The sequence below is a fragment of the Paraburkholderia lycopersici genome, from assembly GCF_900096975.1.
Taxonomy (GTDB): domain Bacteria; phylum Pseudomonadota; class Gammaproteobacteria; order Burkholderiales; family Burkholderiaceae; genus Paraburkholderia; species Paraburkholderia lycopersici.
On sequence record NZ_FMYQ01000004.1, the window covers coordinates 191174 to 208108 of the forward strand.

Below are 16935 nucleotides of genomic sequence, written 5' to 3' on the forward strand. Positions count from 1 at the left end.
CACGCTAAAGCCGGATCAGCACCGCTCCGCATGTGACGAGCGCGCAGGCCACCATGCGGCGCGCCGTGAGCTTCTCGTTCATGAAGAGCCAGCCGATCAGCACGGCGAATATCGACGAAAGCTCGCGCAACGCGGACACCATCGCGATAGGCAAGTACCGGAACGCCTCGATCACGAGGCAGTAAGCCGTGAGCGCGAGCACGCCCGCGAGCATGCCGCGCGCGACCGCCGATTTCGACGGGAACATCTGCGCCGCGCCGCCGCGCAGCTTGCAGACCACGAGAAACTGCGGGACGTTCCAGAGCAGATACACCCACATGATGTAGCTGAGCGCATTGCCCGCAAGGCGCGCGCCAAGGCCGTCGACGACCGAGTACATCGCGATGAAAAGGCCCGTGAGCAGCGCATACGGCACGCTCTCGCCCGAAAAGCGCATGCCGCGCCGGAACGCGAGCGACATGATGCCGAGCGAGACGAGCGAGACGCCCGTGGCCGCGAGCGCATGCAACTGCTCGCTCGCGAATACGAGCGCGCCGGCAAATACGAGCATGGGCGAGAGCCCGCGCGCGATAGGGTAGATCTGCCCGAAGTCGCCGCTGCGGTAGGCGCGGATCAGCGTGAAGCAGTACGCGAACTCCAGTACCGCCGATACCGCGATATACGGCCAGCTCGCCTGCGCGGGCAGCGGCAGCACGCACACGGCTATCGCGCTCACGACGAGGTACGGAATCGAGAACATGCCGAGCAGCCAGAGGCGGTCGCCCGAAAGATGAAGGAAGGCGTTCCAGCTCGCGTGCATGAGCGCCGAGAGCAGGACCAGCATGACGACGAAACTGGCCATTGCGATTGCGAATCGAGTCGGTTGGAAGACGGGCGGCCTGCTGTATGGCGTGACCGGTGACCGCAAGGGAGCGATTATTCCACCGAATGCGCACAATTGCCACAAATCGCCACAAATTGCCAGAAAAGAGGGGCGAGCGACGGGCGAGCCGGGCTTATTGGGGTTCTGGTTCGACTCGCGCGGCGGGCGGGGCGCAGAAAAAGGAGGAGACTTCAGGGGCCTGCTTCAGATCACGCGTGCACGCAGTCGCGCGGAAATGAGATCGATGGCCGTGACCACGACGATCACCATGATGAGCACGGCGCTCGTCTGCTGATAATCGAACGAACGGATTTCCTCGTACAGCACGACGCCGATGCCGCCCGCGCCGACCATGCCCACGACCATCGCCGAGCGCACGTTCGACTCGAACCGGTAGAGCGCGTACGAAATCCACAGCGGCATGACCTGGGGCAGCACGCCATAGACGATCTCGTCTAGCGGCGAGGCGCCCGTGGCGCGCACGCCTTCGACGGGGCGCGGGTCGATGGCCTCCACGGCTTCCGCGAAGAGCTTCGCGAGCACGCCAGTCGTATGGACCCACAACGCGAGCACGCCCGCGAACGGTCCGAGGCCCACGGCCACGATGAACAGCATCGCGAACACCATCTCGTTGATGGCGCGGCACGCGTCCATCAAGCGGCGCACGGGATGCAGGACCCAGGCGGGCGCGAGATTGTGCGCCGACATGAGCCCGAACGGCACCGCACAGACGATGGCGAGCGCCGTGCCCCACAACGCGACCGCGAGCGTGACCCACATTTCGTGCACGTACGTGCGCCATTCCGCGAAGTCGGGCGGGAAGAAGCCGCGCGCGAACGTGCCCATATTTGCCGAGTCGGAGAAGAGGTCGAGCGGGCGCATGTCGGCGCCGCGCCACGCCACGCCGAGCAGCACGAACACGATGGCCCAGAGCACGAGCGAGGACCAGCTGCGCTTGCCTGCGCGCGCGCTTGCCGCGACGGCCGCCGCTTGCGGCCCGGCGGCCGTCGTGGCCGAAGCCGCGGGGGCGTTTGCCATGGCTTCGCCGTGCGGCGCGAGGCGTGAACTGTCGAAATCCATCGCGCCCATTACTGCTTCGCGGACGCGTTGAGCGCGCCGATCTTTGCGTCGATGGCCGCGAGCTGGCTCTTGCGGTCGTCGTCGGAGAGATGCGTGTCGGCCGTAATCTTCTCTTTCTGCTGGAACAGCGCGACCTGGCGGATCGGCAGCAACTGGGCGTCGGTGGCGGGCGCGAAGCCGGCGTAGCCGGTGATGTCGGCCATGATCTTCTTTTCGCGCGGATCGGTCTTCGCGTAGTGATAGAAGAAGTCGCGCAGCTTCTGCTTCGTCGCTTCCGGCAGATCCTTGCGATAGACGAGCGGATCGGACGGAATGAGCGGCGACGTCCACAGCACGCGCACCTGGGCGAAGCGGTCCGGATGTTTCTGCTGGAGCGTGGCGAGCTCGATGGAGTTGTTGGTGGCGATATCCACCTTGTTGTTGACCACGGCGAGCAGGTTCGCTTCATGGCTCGACGGCAGCACCGTCTTGAAGTTCGTGGCGTTCACCGAAACGCCGTGCTGGGCGAACAGGTAATAGCCCGGAATCAGCGTGCCCGAGGTCGAGTTGGGGTCGCCCCAGCCGAGCGTGAGATCCCTGGTATTCCTGAAGACATCGTCGATGCTTTTCACGCGGCTGTTCACGTTGGTGATGAGCACCGACTTGTAGCCCGTGTCGCCGTTCGCATAGAGCACCTTCGCGAAGATCTCGCCGTTCGAGCGGTCCACGGCTTCCATCGCCGAAGCATTGCCGAAATAGCCGATCTGCACCTTGTTGAAGCGCATCGCTTCGATGATGCCCGAGTAGTCGGTGGCGAAGAACGCCTTCACGTTCAGGCCGGTCTGCTTGTTCATGTCGTCGATGAACGGTTGCCAGCGCTGCTTGAGCACCGCCGACGAATCCGTCGAGATGATGCCGAAGTTGAGGTCTTCCGCATGGGCGGTCGCGGCGCCGAGCGAGGCCACTGCGACGGTGCCGGCGGCGCACCAGGAGAGCATGGAGCGGAGCAGTTTCATGTGGGCGGTCCGTGGTGAGAGAAAAGCGTTGCGGGTTGAAAAGAGCGTGGCGTGATCGATCAGGCCGCGCGTGGCTGCGCGCCGAAGCGCTGGATAGCCGGCGCGGCGGCATCGGGTTCGAGCAATTCGCGCGCGGCGCCGCCGTAAAGCTGTTGCAGCAGCGCCGGCGTGAGCGCGGACGAAGGGCCGTCGTACACGACGCGGCCATCGCGCAGCGCAACGGTGCGCGGGCAATACTGCATGGCGATGTCCACCTGATGCAGCGAAACGACCACCGTGAGGCCGTGATCGCGGTTGAGCATGCGCAGCATGTCCATCACGCGGCGCGACGATTCGGGGTCGAGCGAGGCGATCGGTTCGTCGGCGAGAATGAGGCGCGCGCGCTGCACGAGCGCGCGTGCGAGCGCCGCGCGCTGCTGCTGGCCGCCCGAGAGATTCGCGGCGCGCTCCGCGGCCTTGTGCGCGATGCCCACTTCGCCGAGCGCCGCGAGCGAAAGCTCGCGTTCCGCGCGCGGAAAACGGCCCGTCAGGCGACGCCACAGCGGCAGTCGCGACAGCGCGCCGACCAGCACGTTCGTTTCGACCGTGAGCCGATTCACAAGATTGAACTGCTGAAACACGAAGCCGATGTCGCGGCGAATGCGGCGTACTTCGCGCACGATGCGTCCGTCCTGCTGGATAGGACGCCCAAGAATATCGATGCGCGAAGGTTGCGGGTCGGAAGGCGTGAAGCCCGCGATGTGACGCAGGAGGGTCGATTTGCCCGAGCCCGATGCGCCGATCAGCGCGACCATCTCGCCCTCGTCGATGCGCAGGTTGATCTCGTCGAGCGCCTTGCGGCTGCTGTCGAAGCTTTTCGATAAGCGTTCGATGCGTATGGCGTCCATAACAATTCGTCGCGGTGTAGTCGAGGGCTCATTCTAGGAAGCGACTGTGACGGTTGAGTGAAGGTGTCGCGACGTCTAGACGACTACACCAATCGCTTTTTTTTCTTAACTGCCGAAGGCACGCGTGATGTGACAGATACATGACGGCAAACATCTGTCATGCGCAATGTCAGGCGAAACGGCTATATTGATGGGCAGCGCACGTGCTGTCCCTGGTTTTACCGACTTATTGCCGACACAGTGACGATCGCGCAGGCAGTTGTAGACAATGCGGCCGCATACGACGGCTCCAATCCGAACGAGCGACGAATCCCGGCGCCATGCAGGCACTGAGCTTCCTACCCGAAAGCTTCGCGGAATACGAAGATCTCAAGACGATCCTCGATGCCGGCGCACGCTGGTTCGACATTCGCAGCGAGGGCGAAGTCGAAGTGCGAGGCCGCACTTTTCCGCTTTACGTGGCCGCGGTCGGTTCGCGCGATCCGGCCGCGCCCGCCATCGGGTTTTTCGGCGGCATTCACGGGCTCGAGCGCATCGGCTCGCAACTCGTGCTCGACTACATGCGCGCGCTGGTGGGCCGGCTCGCGTGGGACGAACTGCTCATGCGCCAGCTCGAGTCCGTGCGCATCGTGCTCGCGCCCATCGTCAATCCCGGCGGCATGTGGCTTGCCACGCGCGCGAATCCGAACGGCGTGGACCTCATGCGCAACGCGCCGCAGGACGCCGACGAGCGCGTGCCGTTTCTCGCTGGTGGCCAGCGCGTCGGGTCGTGGCTGCCGTGGTATCGCGGGCGGCGCGGCGCGCCCATGGAGATCGAGGCGAGGGCGCTGCTGAAGATCGTCGACGAAGAACTCACGCGCCGGCCGCTCTCGTTCGCGCTCGACTGCCATTCGGGCTATGGATGGAGCGACAGCATCTGGTTTCCGTATGCGCGCACACGCCGGCTCATGCGCCACCTGCCCGAGATGTACGTGCTCAAGACGATGTTCGAGCGCGCGCATCCGCACCACGGCTATACATTCGAGCCGCAGAGCCATCAGTATCTGCTGCACGGCGATCTCTGGGACTGCGCGTATGACCGCGCGCCTGCCGGCAACGTTTTTTTGCCGCTCACGCTCGAGTTGGGTTCGTGGCTGTGGATCAAGAAGAACCCGCGGCAGATCTTTTCGCGGCAAGGCATGTTCAACCCGGTCATGCAGCATCGCACGGCGCGCGTCTTGCGGCGCCATGCGAACCTGTTCGAGTTCCTCACGCGCGCGGCGTACTCCGCGCCGCGCTGGCTGCCCGAGGGCGTGACGCGCGAGCAGGTCCTGCAAAGCGCGATCGGGCACTGGTATCGCAGGCCGGGCGCATGAGCGGACCATGGATCCTGTTGCGCGGCCTCACGCGCGAATCGCGCCATTGGGGCGCCTTCGCCGCGCTGCTCGCCGCGCGCGACGGCGCGCTGCCCCTGGACCTGCCCGGCAACGGCACCGAAGCGTACGTGCGCTCTCCGCTCGCGGTCGATGCCTACGTGGACGTCCTGCGCATCGAAGCGCAGCGGCGCGGCGCGCGCGCGCCATACCGCGTGCTGGCGATGTCGCTGGGCGGCATGGTGGCGACCGCGTGGGCGCTGCGCTACCCCGACGAAATCGCGCGCCTCGTGCTCGTGAACACGAGCATGCGGCCGCATAGCCGTGTGCACGAGCGCTTGCGGCCCTCGGCCTGGCCCGCGCTCGTGCGCGTGGCGCGCCACTGGGACGGCCGCGAGCGCGAGAGCATCGCCGAGATGCTGATCCACGGCCTCACCTGCGCGCGCCGCGATACGCTCGCCGCCGACCTCGAGACATGGCGCGCGATCCGCGCCAGCGCGGGCGTGAGCCGCGCGAACGCGCTGCGCCAGCTAGCCGCCGCCGCGCGCTTCCGGGCGCGGGGCGCGCCGCGCTGCCCGGTGCTCGTGGTCTCGTCACGCGGCGACCGGCTCGTCGATCCGGTCTGCTCGGCGCAGCTCGCGCGTGCGTGGGGGGCGCCGCACGCCGAACATCCGTGGGCCGGGCACGATCTGCCGCATGACGATCCCCAATGGCTCGCCGACGTCGTGCATGCCGGCGACGTCGCCGCGAACGCCGCGGCCAGCCGGGCCTGAGCCGTGCTTCGAAGGCTCGGGCGCGGGGCGCGGCCCGCATCGTCCATCCGTCGATTGCCCCATAATACGAACGCTAATCCGGCACTTTCAGGACGATTTCCCGACATGAACGACAAACCCGCCATCGGCGCGGCCGTGCCGCGCCTCACGAGCCTTTCGCACGGCGGCGGCTGCGGCTGCAAGATCGCGCCGGGCGTGCTTTCCGCGCTGCTCGCGCGCAGCACGCCGCTCACCGCCGCGTTCCCGAACCTGCTGGTCGGCACCGAGACCGCCGACGACGCCGCCGTCTACAAGCTCAACGACGAACAGGCCATCGTCGCGACGACGGACTTTTTCATGCCGATCGTCGACGACCCCTACGATTTCGGCCGCATCGCCGCGACCAACGCGCTGTCCGACGTCTACGCGATGGGCGGCAAGCCGATCCTCGCGCTCGCGCTCGTGGGCATGCCCATCAACGTGCTGCCGCACGACGTGATCGCGCAGGTGCTGCGCGGCGGCGAGGACGTGTGCGCGGCGGCCGGCATTCCCGTGGCGGGCGGACATTCGATCGATTCCGTGGAGCCTATCTACGGGCTCGCGGCGCTCGGCGTGGTCCATCCCGAGCGCGTGAAGCGCAACGCGTCGGCGCGCGCGGGCGACGTGCTCGTGCTCGGCAAGCCGCTCGGCGTGGGCGTGCTTTCGGCCGCGCTCAAGAAGGAACTGCTCGACGCCGCCGGCTACGAGGCCATGGTGGCCGCCGCGACGATGCTCAACAGGCCGGGCGCGGCGCTGGCGGAACTGCCCGGCGTGCACGCCATGACCGATGTGACCGGCTTCGGCCTGCTCGGCCATACGCTCGAAATCGCACGCGGCGCCAATCTCACCGCGCGCGTGCGTTATGCCGATCTGCCATGGCTGCCGGGCGTGCAGACGTTCGTCGACGAGGGCGTATACACGGGCGCGTCGGGCCGCAACTGGGCCTCGTATGGCGACGCCGTCACGCTCGCGCCCAGCCTGCCCGAAAGCGCGCGCACGCTGCTCACCGACCCGCAAACCTCGGGCGGCCTGCTTGTCGCGTGCGCGCCCGCAAGCGTGGACGAAGTGCTGGCGATCTTCCGCGCGGAAGGCTTCGGCGACGCGCGCGTGATCGGCGAAATGACCGGCCAGTCGAGCGCAGGCCTGGCGCGCGTCGAGGCCGTATGAGCGGAGAGTCGACGAAAGCCATCTTTTACGCCCTGGCCGCGAACCTCGGCATTGCGATCTGCAAGTACGCGGCCGCGGCATTCACGGGTTCGGGGTCGATGTTCGCGGAGGCGATTCACTCCACGGCCGACTGCGGCAATCAACTGTTATTGCTCTTCGGTCTGCGCCAGTCGCGGGAGCCGGCCACGCCGCTGCACCCCATGGGTACGGGCCGCGCGATCAACTTCTATTCGCTGCTCGTAGCGCTGCTGTTGTTCTTCGTGGGCGGCGCGTTTTCGGTGTACGAGGGCGTTCACCGGCTGATCGTGCGCGAGCCGCTGCAATACGTGTACGTGGCGCTCGCCGTGCTCGGCATATCGGTGGCGCTCGAAGCGTTTTCGCTTTACGGCGCGATGCGCGAGATCCGCAAGGGCGCGCCCACGAAATCGCTGTGGCGGTGGGCGCGCGAAACGCGCGACTCCGACCTGCTCGTCGTGGCCGGCGAGGACATCGCCGCGCTCGCGGGTCTCGCCATTGCGTTCGCGGCGGTGCTGCTCACCGTCATCACGGGCAATCCCGTTTGGGATGCATGCGGTTCGATCGGCGTGGGCGTGCTGCTGATGTTGATCGCCTGGTTCATCGCGCGCGAAGTGAAGTCGATGATCGTGGGCGAATCGGCGAGTCCCGAGATGCGCCAGCAAATCGAGGCGTTTCTGCGCGCGCGTCCCGAGATTCGCAGCATCATCAGCCTCATCACCCTGCAATGGGGCAAAGAGGTGATGGTGGCGGTGCAATGCGAAATGCTCGAATACGGGCACAGCCGCACCATGGTCGAGGCGATCAACGAGATCGAAGCCGATCTGCAGGCGCGCTTTCCTGTCGTGCGCTGGGTGTTTTTCGAGCCCGATTTCGTGAACCGGTAAAACCGGCGCCCGACGGTCGCGGAACCGCCGGGCGCTTTTCTTCACGTCTGTTTCAATGCCGGAACGGCGTCCACACGGGCGTGGTGTTGTCCCAGTGGTCGAGTTCGGATGGTACGGTCGGCTTCATGTTGGACTCCTACGTTTCTCGTTTCGCAGTCGAAATGCCGATGCACGTTCGGTCTTATTCGCCAGCCTGCGCGACGTGCGCGGCGTTGTTGGCGCGGCCTTCCTGCAACGCGAGGCGTTGCGCTTGCGTGCGGCCGATCAGGCTTTGCTCGGGGTAGCTCGTCTTGTTGAGCGCGGGCAGCGTGCCGTCGCGGTACGCGGCGACGATCTCTGCCTTGACTTCAGCGCGGGTTTTCGGGGCGCTGCTATCCGATTGCGCGAAGGCCGACGCGCTGGCGGCGAGCGAGAGAACCAGCGTGGCGCCAACGGCGGTTGCGAGAGTGCGTTTCATGATCTGCTGCTCCTGGTTGTCGTATGGATGCCGCGAGCAGTGCCGCGGCGACAGGAGCAAATGTAGGCGTGCGAGCGTTCGCGATAAACGGCCGGAACGCGAAAGCAATTGTCGAGAATCCGGAACAATCGCCGCGCCGCATCCGCAAAACGCTTCGCGGATGCGGCTCGAGAGGCGGTCAGCGCATCAGGCCGCCCACTCCGAAATGATCGGCGTTTCGAGCACGGGTGCGTTTTCGCGCTCTTCGAGCGTGCGCAGCGAGCAAGCCTTGTCGAGCGAGGCGCGGCCGCTCAGGAGCGGGCAGCGGTCGAACACTTCGGCGATCCAGTCCACGAACACGCGCACTTTGGGTGACAGATGGCGGCTGTGCGGATACACGGCCGAAATCGGCATGGGCAGCGGCTTGAAATCGGGCAGCACTTCCACGAGCGCGCCCGACCTCAGATGCGGCAGCACCATGTAGCGCGGCCCCTGGATCAACCCGAAGCCTTCGAGCCCGCACGTCACATAGGCGTCGGCGTCGTTCACCGAGACCATGCTCTTGAGCTTGATCTCCACCTCCTTGCCGTCGACGAGAAAGGCCCAGTCGATCACGCGCCCCGTGCGCGACGAAAAATAGTTTACGGCGCGATGCTCGGCCAGCTCCTCGAGCGTTTGCGGCGTGCCATGGCGCTCCAGATACGAGGGCGCCGCGCACGACACGCCTTCGAACAGGCCAATGCGCCGCGCGACCAGCGACGAGTCTTGCAGCGCGCCCACGCGCACCACGCAATCCACGCCCTCCTGGAGCAGGTCGACGGGCCGGTCGCTCAACCCGAGTTGCAGGTCGATGTCCGGATAGCGCTGGTGGAATTCGCACAGCGACGGAATGACGATAAGTCTCCCGATCGAGCCTGGCATATCGATGCGCAGCTTGCCGTGCGGCTTGCGGTTGCGGTCCTGGAACGTGGTCTCGGTTTCCTCGACGTCCGCGAGAATGCGCACGCAGCGCTCGTAGTACGCCGCGCCATCCGGCGTGAGCGAAAGGCGCCGCGTCGTGCGGTGCATGAGGCGCACGCCGAGAAACGCTTCGAGATTCTGAATGATCGTCGTGACCGAGGCGCGCGGCATGTCGAGCGTTTCGGCTGCGCGCGTGAAGCTGTTGGTATCGACGACGCGGGTGAACACCTGCATGGCCTGAAGGCGGTCCATTGCCACTCTCCGAAAGTATTCGGGCGCACGCCGCGCGGCGCTTCGAATAAAAACACACGCGCGAAAAGAAGAGACAGATTGTTCAGATGCGCCGAATTGTGTTGCCGGATTATAGGCATTTATTTGCAAGTCTGCCGAACCCACAATTCGTTCCATTCGAATCTACTCTCGCGCATTGCGCCGATTTGACATGGATGTCTTTAAACGCCCGACGTCGTGGAATTCCGCTGAAGAAGCGCAGTTCGCCGAAGTCCCCGCGGCGCTCCCCAAGGCCACGCCCGCCAAGGCCGACAAGGCGCGCGTGCTACTCACGACCGACGTGACGATAGAAGGCTACGCCCAGCAAATTGCTTTGCGCCTGTACCGCCCCGAGGGCGCGAACGGCCTGCCGGTGCTGCTGTACTTCCATGGCGGCGGTTTCGTGCGAGGGTCGATCGAAGAAGCCGATGCCGCCGGGCGTTTTCTCGCAGAACGCTTACCTGCGCTCGTGGTGAGCGTGGACTATTCGCTCGCGCCGCGGCACCCGTTTCCCGCCGCGCCCGAAGACGCGCATCGCGCGGCGCTCTGGGCGCTCGCGCGGGCCCGCGCGTTCGGGGGCAATGCGAAGCGCGTGATTGCGGCGGGCCACGACGCGGGCGGCCAGATCGCCAATGTGCTCGCCTTCATGGGACGCGATCGCGGCGACGTGAAGCTCGCCGCGCAAGCGCTGTTCGCGCCGATGCTCGACCCGAGTCTCACGCGCCTCGGCGACGAAGCGCGGCTTGGTTCGGACATTACCGCAAGCGAGTGCGCGGCGTGCTATCGCGCATATCTGCCCGACGCGGCGCAGCGCATGCATCCGTACGCTGCGCCGCTCGAATCGCTGCGCCTCGCCGGGCTGCCGCCCACGCTCATCGTGACTGCGCAGAACGACGTGCTGCACATCGAAGCGGAGAAGTACGCGAGCCATCTGATCGACGCAGGCGTGCGCACACAGGTGGTGCGTTACCCAAGCGTCTCGCACGCGAATCTCGCGGCGCATCCTGCAGCACTCAGCGAAGCCGTGCGGTTTTTCCAATGCTGCTTCGACGCGGGCGCGTCGTAAAGAAAGCGCTCACGCCGCGGTGCTGCCGAACCAGTGAAGAACAATCAACCATTATTTCTGGAGTCCGACATGTCACTCTTTTCGCAATCCCGGTCACGCATCGCGCTCGCGGTCGTCGCCGTGCTCGTAGTTGCCGGACTGGGCACGCTCGCGGCGATGCGCCTCGACGCGCACGGCGCCGTTGCTGCGGAAGCGCCGCCGCCCGCGCCCGAAGTGGATGTCGCGGCCGTCTTGAATCGCACCATCACCGACTGGCAGACCTATTCGGGCCGCATGGCCGCCGTCGAGAAAGTGGAGATACGTCCGCAGGTTTCCGGCACGATCGTCTCGGTGAACTTCCGCGACGGCGTGCTTGTGAAGCAAGGCGAAACGCTGTTCGTGATCGACCCGCGCCCATACCAGGCGGCCGTCGATCAGGCCGCCGCGCAGCTCGCCGCCGCGCAGGCGCGCACGGGCTACGCGCAAAGCGACTGGGAACGCGCGCAGCGTCTCATTGGCGACAGCGCCATCGCGAAGCGCGATTACGACGAGAAGCAGAACGCCGCGCGCGAAGCGACCGCGAATCTCAAGGCGGCGCAGGCGGCGCTCGAAGCCGCGCAAATCAACCTCGGTTACACGCGCATCGTCGCGCCGGTTGCGGGTCGCGTTTCGCGTGCCGAGATCACAGTGGGCAATGTCGTTTCGGCGGGTGCGAACGCCGCGCCGCTCACGACGCTCGTTTCCGTTTCGCCCATCTACGCCGAGTTCGACGCCGACGAGCAGACCTATCTCGACTACATCAGCCGCATGAAGGACGGCTCGAAGGTGCCGGTCGAACTGGGCCTCGCGAACGAGGCGGGCTATTCGCGCACGGGCACGATCGAGTCGGTGGACAACCGCCTCGACACCACGTCGGGCACCATTCGCGTGCGCGCGCGCTTCGACAACGCCGATGGCGCGCTCGTGCCGGGTCTCTATGCGCGCATCAAGGTAGGCGGCAGCGCGCCACACCCGGCGTTGCTGGTGGACGATGCCGCCATCGGCACGGATCAGGACAAGAAGTTTGTGTACGTCGTGGACGGCAGCGGCAAGGTCGCCTACCGCAACGTGCAGACGGGCGGCCAGCAGGGCAACCTGCGCGTGATCCTGGACGGCCTCAAGGCGGGCGACCACGTGGTGGTGAACGGCACGCAGCGCGTGCGGCCCGGCGAGGCAGTGCGTTCGCACATGGTGCCCATGAACGGCGACGCCGACGCCGACTCGGCGAACACCGCGGCGAACCCGGCCGCGAAGGCAGCGAAGACGTCCTGAGGCGCGCGAGGCGCATGCTTTTGCCGCGTGCGTCTCGCAGCCGGTAAGGAACCCTAAGCGTCAAGAACACGAGCAACCCATGAACATATCGAAATTCTTCATCGACCGGCCGATCTTTGCGGGCGTGCTGTCCGTGCTGATCCTGCTGGCCGGCGTGATCGCGCTGTTCCAGTTGCCGATCTCCGAGTATCCCGAAGTCGTGCCGCCCTCGGTGGTGGTGCACGCGCAGTATCCGGGCGCGAACCCCAAGGTGATCGCCGAAGCCGTTGCCGCGCCGCTCGAAGAGCAGATCAACGGCGTCGAGAACATGCTGTACATGCAGTCGCAGGCCAATAGCGACGGCAATCTCACGCTGACGGTCACGTTTCGCCTCGGCACCGATCCCGACAAGGCCACGCAGCTCGTGCAAAACCGCGTGAACCAGGCGCTGCCGCGCCTGCCGGAAGACGTGCAGCGCCTCGGGATCACGACCATCAAGAGCTCGCCCACGCTCACGATGGTGGTGCACCTGATCTCGCCGAACAACCAGTACGACATGACCTACCTGCGCAATTACGCGCTGCTCAACGTGAAGGATCGCCTCGCGAATATCCAGGGCGTGGGCGAGGTGCAGTTGTGGGGCGCTGGCGATTACGCCATGCGTATCTGGCTCGATCCGCAGAAAGTGGCGCAGCGCAATCTCACCGCGACCGACGTGGTCAACGCCATTCGCGAGCAGAACGTACAGGTGGCGGCGGGCGTGATCGGCGCGTCGCCGAGCGTGCCCGGCACGCCGTTCCAGCTCAACGTGAATGCGCGCGGGCGTCTGCGCACGGAAAGCGAGTTCGGCAACATCATCGTCAAGACGAATCCGGACGGCGGGGTGACGTATCTGCGCGACATCGCGCGCATCGAGCTGGCGGCCTCCGAATACGGCCTGCGCTCGCTGCTCGACAACAAGCCGGCCGTTGCGCTCGCAATCAACCAGGCGCCGGGTGCGAACTCGCTCGCGATTTCGGACCAGGTGCGCGCGGCGATGAAGGAGCTCAAGCAGGACATGCCGGCGGGCGTGGATTACCGCATCGTCTACGACCCCACGCAGTTCGTGCGCTCGAGTATCGAAGCCGTCGTGCATACGCTGCTCGAAGCGATCGCGCTCGTGGTGATCGTGGTGATCGTATTCCTGCAGACGTGGCGCGCTTCGATCATTCCGCTGATCGCGGTGCCGGTGTCCATCGTCGGAACGTTTTCCCTGCTGCTGGCGTTCGGGTTCTCCATCAACGCGCTCTCGCTGTTCGGCATGGTGCTCGCCATCGGTATCGTGGTTGACGACGCGATCGTGGTGGTCGAAAACGTGGAGCGCAACATCGCAAGCGGCTTGTCGGCGCGCGACGCGACCTACAAGGCCATGCAGGAGGTGAGCGGGCCGATCATCGCGATCGCGCTCACGCTCGTCGCCGTGTTCGTGCCGCTCGCGTTCATGAGCGGCTTGACGGGCCAGTTCTACAAGCAGTTCGCGATGACGATCGCCATTTCGACGGTGATCTCGGCGTTCAACTCGCTCACGCTTTCGCCCGCGCTTTCGGCGCTGCTGCTGCGCGGCCATGGCGAGAAGGAAGATTGGCTCGCACGCGCGATGAACCTCGTGCTGGGCGGTTTCTTCCGGCGCTTCAACACGGTGTTCCATCGCGGCTCGGAGCGCTATGGGCGCGGCGTGCATGGCGTGTTGCGCCACAAGGGCGCGATGCTCGCGATCTACGCGGTGCTGATCGGCGCAACGGTGCTGATGGCGCGCGTCGTGCCGGGCGGCTTCGTGCCCGCGCAGGACAAGGAGTATCTGATCGCGTTCGCGCAACTGCCGAACGGCGCGTCGCTCGACCGCACCGAGAACGTGATTCGCGACATGAGCGCCATCGCGCTCAAGCAGCCCGGCGTCGAAAGCGCCGTGGCGTTCCCGGGTCTTTCGGTGAACGGCTTCACGAACAGCTCGAGCGCGGGCATCGTGTTCGTCACGCTCAAGCCGTTCAAAGACCGCAAGGGCAAGGCGCTTTCCGCGGGAGCGATCGCGGGTGCATTGAACCAGCAGTACGCAGCCATCAAGGACTCGTTCGTCGCCGTGTTCCCGCCGCCGCCGGTGCTCGGCCTCGGCACGCTCGGCGGCTTCAAGATGCAACTCGAGGATCACGGCGCGCTGGGTTATGAAGCGCTCAATCGCGCGACGCAGGACTTCGTGAAGCGCGCGGCGCAAACGCCGGAGCTGGGCCCGACGTTCTCGAGCTATCAGATCAACGTGCCTCAACTGAACGTCGATCTCGACCGCACCAAGGCGAAGCAGCTCGGCGTGCCGGTCACGGACGTGTTCGACACGATGCAGATCTATCTCGGCTCGCTCTACGTGAACGATTTCAACCGCTTCGGGCGCGTGTACCAGGTGCGCGTGCAGGCCGATGCGCCGTTCCGCCAGAAGGCCGACGACATCCTGCAACTGAAGACGCGTAACGCTGCGGGCGAGATGGTGCCGCTTTCGTCGCTCGTGACGGTGACGCCGACGTATGGGCCCGAAATGGTGGTGCGCTACAACGGCTATACCGCGGCCGACATCAACGGCGGGCCGGCGCCGGGCTATTCGTCGGGACAGGCGCAGGCGGCGGCCGAGCGTATTGCCGCAGAGGTGCTGCCGCGCGGCGTGAAGTTCGAATGGACCGACCTCACGTACCAGCAGATCCTGGCGGGGAACTCGGGCGTCTGGGTGTTCCCGATCAGCGTGTTGCTCGTGTTCCTCGTGCTGGCCGCGCTCTACGAGAGCCTGACGCTGCCGCTCGCGGTGATCCTGATCGTGCCGATGAGCGTGCTGTGCGCGCTGACCGGCGTGTGGCTCACGCAGGGCGACAACAATATCTTCACGCAGATCGGTCTGATGGTGCTGGTGGGCCTCGCTTCGAAGAACGCTATCCTGATCGTCGAATTCGCGCGCGAACTCGAACACGACGGACATACGCCGCTTTCCGCCGCTATCGAAGCGAGCCGGCTGCGTCTGCGCCCCATCTTGATGACGTCCATCGCGTTCATCATGGGCGTGGTCCCGCTCGTGCTCTCCAGCGGCGCGGGCTCGGAAATGCGTCATGCAATGGGCGTGGCGGTGTTCTTCGGCATGCTGGGCGTGACGGCGTTCGGGCTGTTGCTCACGCCGGTGTTCTATGTGGTGCTGCGTACGCTGGCGGGCGGCAAGATTCACGTCGCGCAAAAGGACAACGCGCGCAAGCCGAAGTCGATGGTCGACGCGTAAGGCACCGAGGGAGAATGATTAACATGACTAACGAATTTGTCCTGCGCCCGAATGGCAACGCCACGCCGCGCGGCTGGCGCGTCGCGCGAATCGCGGCCAGCGTCGCGCTGTTTGCGTGGCTCGCGGCCTGCTCGGTCGAGCCGGCCTACAAGGCGCCCGACGCGGGCGTGCCGACGGCATACAAGGAAGCGCAGCAGACGCCGGCGGGTCCGCACGACGTGGGCACGTGGACCACGGCGCAGCCCGCCGACGACGCCCATCGCGGCGAATGGTGGACCGTGTTCGGCGACCCGGCGCTCGACAAGCTCGAACAGCAGGCGCTCGAAGCGAACCAGGACCTCAAGGCGGCGGCAGCACGCGTGCAGCAGGCGCGCGCCGTGACCCAGGCCGCGCGCGCCTCGTGGTTCCCGTCGATCGATGCGGGCTTCGGTCCGACTTACGAACGCGCGTCGCCGGCTTCGCAGTATTTGCCGCAGAACGCCAGCGTGCCCTCGCAAACGCTTTGGCGCGCGCAGGCCACGGCGAGCTACGAGGTCGATCTTTTTGGCCGCGTGAGCTCGAACGTTCATGCCACGCAGGCGGACGCCCAGCAGAGCGAAGCGCTGTTCCGTTCGGTGCAGCTCGCGTTGCAGGCCGATGTCGCGCAGAACTATTTCCAGTTGCGCCAGTTCGACTCCGACATCGATCTGTATCGCCGCACGGTGGCGTTGCGCGAGGACGCGCTCAAGCTCGTGGAGCGTCGCTTCAAGGAAGGCGACATCAGCGCGCTCGACGTGGCCCAGGCGCGTAACGAACTCGCGAGCGCGCGCGCCGATGCGGTCGGGGTTGCGCGTCAGCGCGCGGCTTCCGAGCATAGCCTCGCGATTCTGCTCGGCAAGGCGCCTGCGGACTTCACATTCCCGGAAACGCCGCTTGCGCCTGTGCTCGTGCAAGTGCCGCCGGGTTTGCCTTCCACGCTGCTCGAGCGCCGTCCCGACATCGCCGCCGCCGAGCGCGCGATGGCGGCCGCAAATGCGCGCGTGGGCCTCGCGAAGTCGGCGTTCTTTCCGAAGCTCGACATCACGGGGGCGTTCGGCTACGAATCGGCCACGCTCGGCGATCTGTTCATGTGGTCGAGCCGCGCGTTCCTGCTCGGGCCATTCGCGGGCACGGCGCTTACGTTGCCGCTCTTCGACGGCGGCCGCCGCAAGGCGAACCTCGCGCAGTCCCGCGCGAAGTACGACGAAGACGTCGCGCAATACCGGCAACAGGTGCTCGTGGCGTTCCGCGAAGTCGAGGACAATCTGTCCGACCTGCGTCTGCTCGATGACCAGATTCGCGAGCAGAACGATGCGGTGAGCGCTTCCCAGCAGTCTGCGCATCTTTCTCGCACGCAGTACGAGGAAGGCGAGGTGAGCTATCTGAACGTGATCGACAGCGAGCGTACCGTGCTTGTGTCGCAATTGCAGGCGAGCCATTTGCAGGGCTCGCAGGCCGTCGCGACTGTGAATCTGATCCGCGCATTGGGAGGGGGGTGGGGCGATGCGGTGCCCGGCGGTGTTGAGCCTGCGCCGATCGCTTCGCGCTGAGCGGGTGGGTTGCTGGCTGGATTTTTTGGGGCGCTGCTCGCGAT

14 protein-coding genes are annotated in these 16935 nt (G+C 65.9%); 8 read left to right on the forward strand and 6 right to left on the reverse strand.

Translation table 11 applies throughout. The features are described from left to right. Nucleotides 1-4: 4 nt before the first annotated feature. The 4 genes from BLU17_RS06940 to phnC all read right to left on the reverse strand — a co-directional run bounded on the left by BLU17_RS06940 (nucleotide 5) and on the right by phnC (nucleotide 3824). Nucleotides 5-841, reverse strand: coding sequence for an EamA family transporter (locus tag BLU17_RS06940; protein WP_091995980.1), 837 nt, complete (start codon nucleotides 839-841; stop codon nucleotides 5-7). Between the two features lie 225 nt (nucleotides 842-1066). Continuing rightward, complete coding sequence (gene phnE, locus BLU17_RS06945) at nucleotides 1067-1900, reverse strand: phosphonate ABC transporter, permease protein PhnE (protein WP_091996074.1); 834 nt, start codon at nucleotides 1898-1900, stop codon at nucleotides 1067-1069. A gap of 50 nt (nucleotides 1901-1950) precedes the next feature. Next, nucleotides 1951-2937 (reverse strand): phosphonate ABC transporter substrate-binding protein, encoded by a 987-nt coding sequence (phnD, locus tag BLU17_RS06950; RefSeq protein ID WP_091995981.1) that lies wholly within the window; start codon nucleotides 2935-2937, stop codon nucleotides 1951-1953. 59 nt (nucleotides 2938-2996) lie between these two features. Then, nucleotides 2997-3824: a phosphonate ABC transporter ATP-binding protein gene (phnC, locus tag BLU17_RS06955; protein WP_091995982.1), complete on the reverse strand. Its 828-nt coding sequence runs from the start codon at nucleotides 3822-3824 to the stop codon at nucleotides 2997-2999. 320 nt (nucleotides 3825-4144) lie between these two features. Here phnC and BLU17_RS06960 point away from each other — a divergent pair, with 320 nt between their 5' ends. The 4 genes from BLU17_RS06960 (at nucleotide 4145) to BLU17_RS06975 (ending at nucleotide 8036) form a co-directional block, all read left to right on the forward strand. Then, nucleotides 4145-5179, forward strand: coding sequence for a M14 family zinc carboxypeptidase (locus BLU17_RS06960; RefSeq protein WP_091995983.1), 1035 nt, complete (start codon nucleotides 4145-4147; stop codon nucleotides 5177-5179). Then, on the forward strand, nucleotides 5176-5949 hold the full coding sequence (locus tag BLU17_RS06965) for an alpha/beta fold hydrolase (protein ID WP_091995984.1): 774 nt from the start codon (nucleotides 5176-5178) through the stop codon (nucleotides 5947-5949). The genes BLU17_RS06960 and BLU17_RS06965 overlap by 4 nt, the downstream gene beginning before the upstream one ends. Before the next feature lie 105 nt (nucleotides 5950-6054). Then, nucleotides 6055-7134, forward strand: coding sequence for a selenide, water dikinase SelD (gene selD, locus BLU17_RS06970; protein WP_091995985.1), 1080 nt, complete (start codon nucleotides 6055-6057; stop codon nucleotides 7132-7134). Then, a complete protein-coding gene (locus BLU17_RS06975) occupies nucleotides 7131-8036 on the forward strand; it encodes a cation diffusion facilitator family transporter (RefSeq protein ID WP_091995986.1) in 906 nt (301 codons plus the stop codon). Before selD ends, BLU17_RS06975 begins: the two co-directional genes overlap by 4 nt. Nucleotides 8037-8217: 181 nt before the next feature. Here the strand turns inward: BLU17_RS06975 and BLU17_RS06980 are convergent, their stop codons facing one another. Beyond that, nucleotides 8218-8493: a DUF4148 domain-containing protein gene (locus BLU17_RS06980; RefSeq protein ID WP_091996075.1), complete on the reverse strand. Its 276-nt coding sequence runs from the start codon at nucleotides 8491-8493 to the stop codon at nucleotides 8218-8220. A gap of 186 nt (nucleotides 8494-8679) precedes the next feature. Then, nucleotides 8680-9684, reverse strand: a complete 1005-nt coding sequence (locus tag BLU17_RS06985; RefSeq protein ID WP_091995987.1) for a LysR family transcriptional regulator — start codon at nucleotides 9682-9684, stop codon at nucleotides 8680-8682. Between the two features lie 190 nt (nucleotides 9685-9874). Here BLU17_RS06985 and BLU17_RS06990 point away from each other — a divergent pair, with 190 nt between their 5' ends. The 4 genes from BLU17_RS06990 to BLU17_RS07005 all read left to right on the forward strand — a co-directional run bounded on the left by BLU17_RS06990 (nucleotide 9875) and on the right by BLU17_RS07005 (nucleotide 16891). Further along, nucleotides 9875-10768 carry an alpha/beta hydrolase gene (locus BLU17_RS06990; RefSeq protein ID WP_091995988.1) on the forward strand — a complete coding sequence of 298 codons (894 nt, stop codon included), beginning with the start codon at nucleotides 9875-9877 and terminating at the stop codon, nucleotides 10766-10768. Between the two features lie 69 nt (nucleotides 10769-10837). Further along, nucleotides 10838-12058 carry an efflux RND transporter periplasmic adaptor subunit gene (locus tag BLU17_RS06995; RefSeq protein ID WP_091995989.1) on the forward strand — a complete coding sequence of 407 codons (1221 nt, stop codon included), beginning with the start codon at nucleotides 10838-10840 and terminating at the stop codon, nucleotides 12056-12058. A gap of 79 nt (nucleotides 12059-12137) precedes the next feature. Beyond that, entirely contained in the window at nucleotides 12138-15323 is a 3186-nt protein-coding gene (locus BLU17_RS07000; protein WP_091995990.1) for an efflux RND transporter permease subunit, read from the forward strand. A 23-nt stretch (nucleotides 15324-15346) separates the two neighbouring features. After that, complete coding sequence (locus tag BLU17_RS07005) at nucleotides 15347-16891, forward strand: efflux transporter outer membrane subunit (RefSeq protein ID WP_091996076.1); 1545 nt, start codon at nucleotides 15347-15349, stop codon at nucleotides 16889-16891. Nucleotides 16892-16935: the final 44 nt, after the last annotated feature.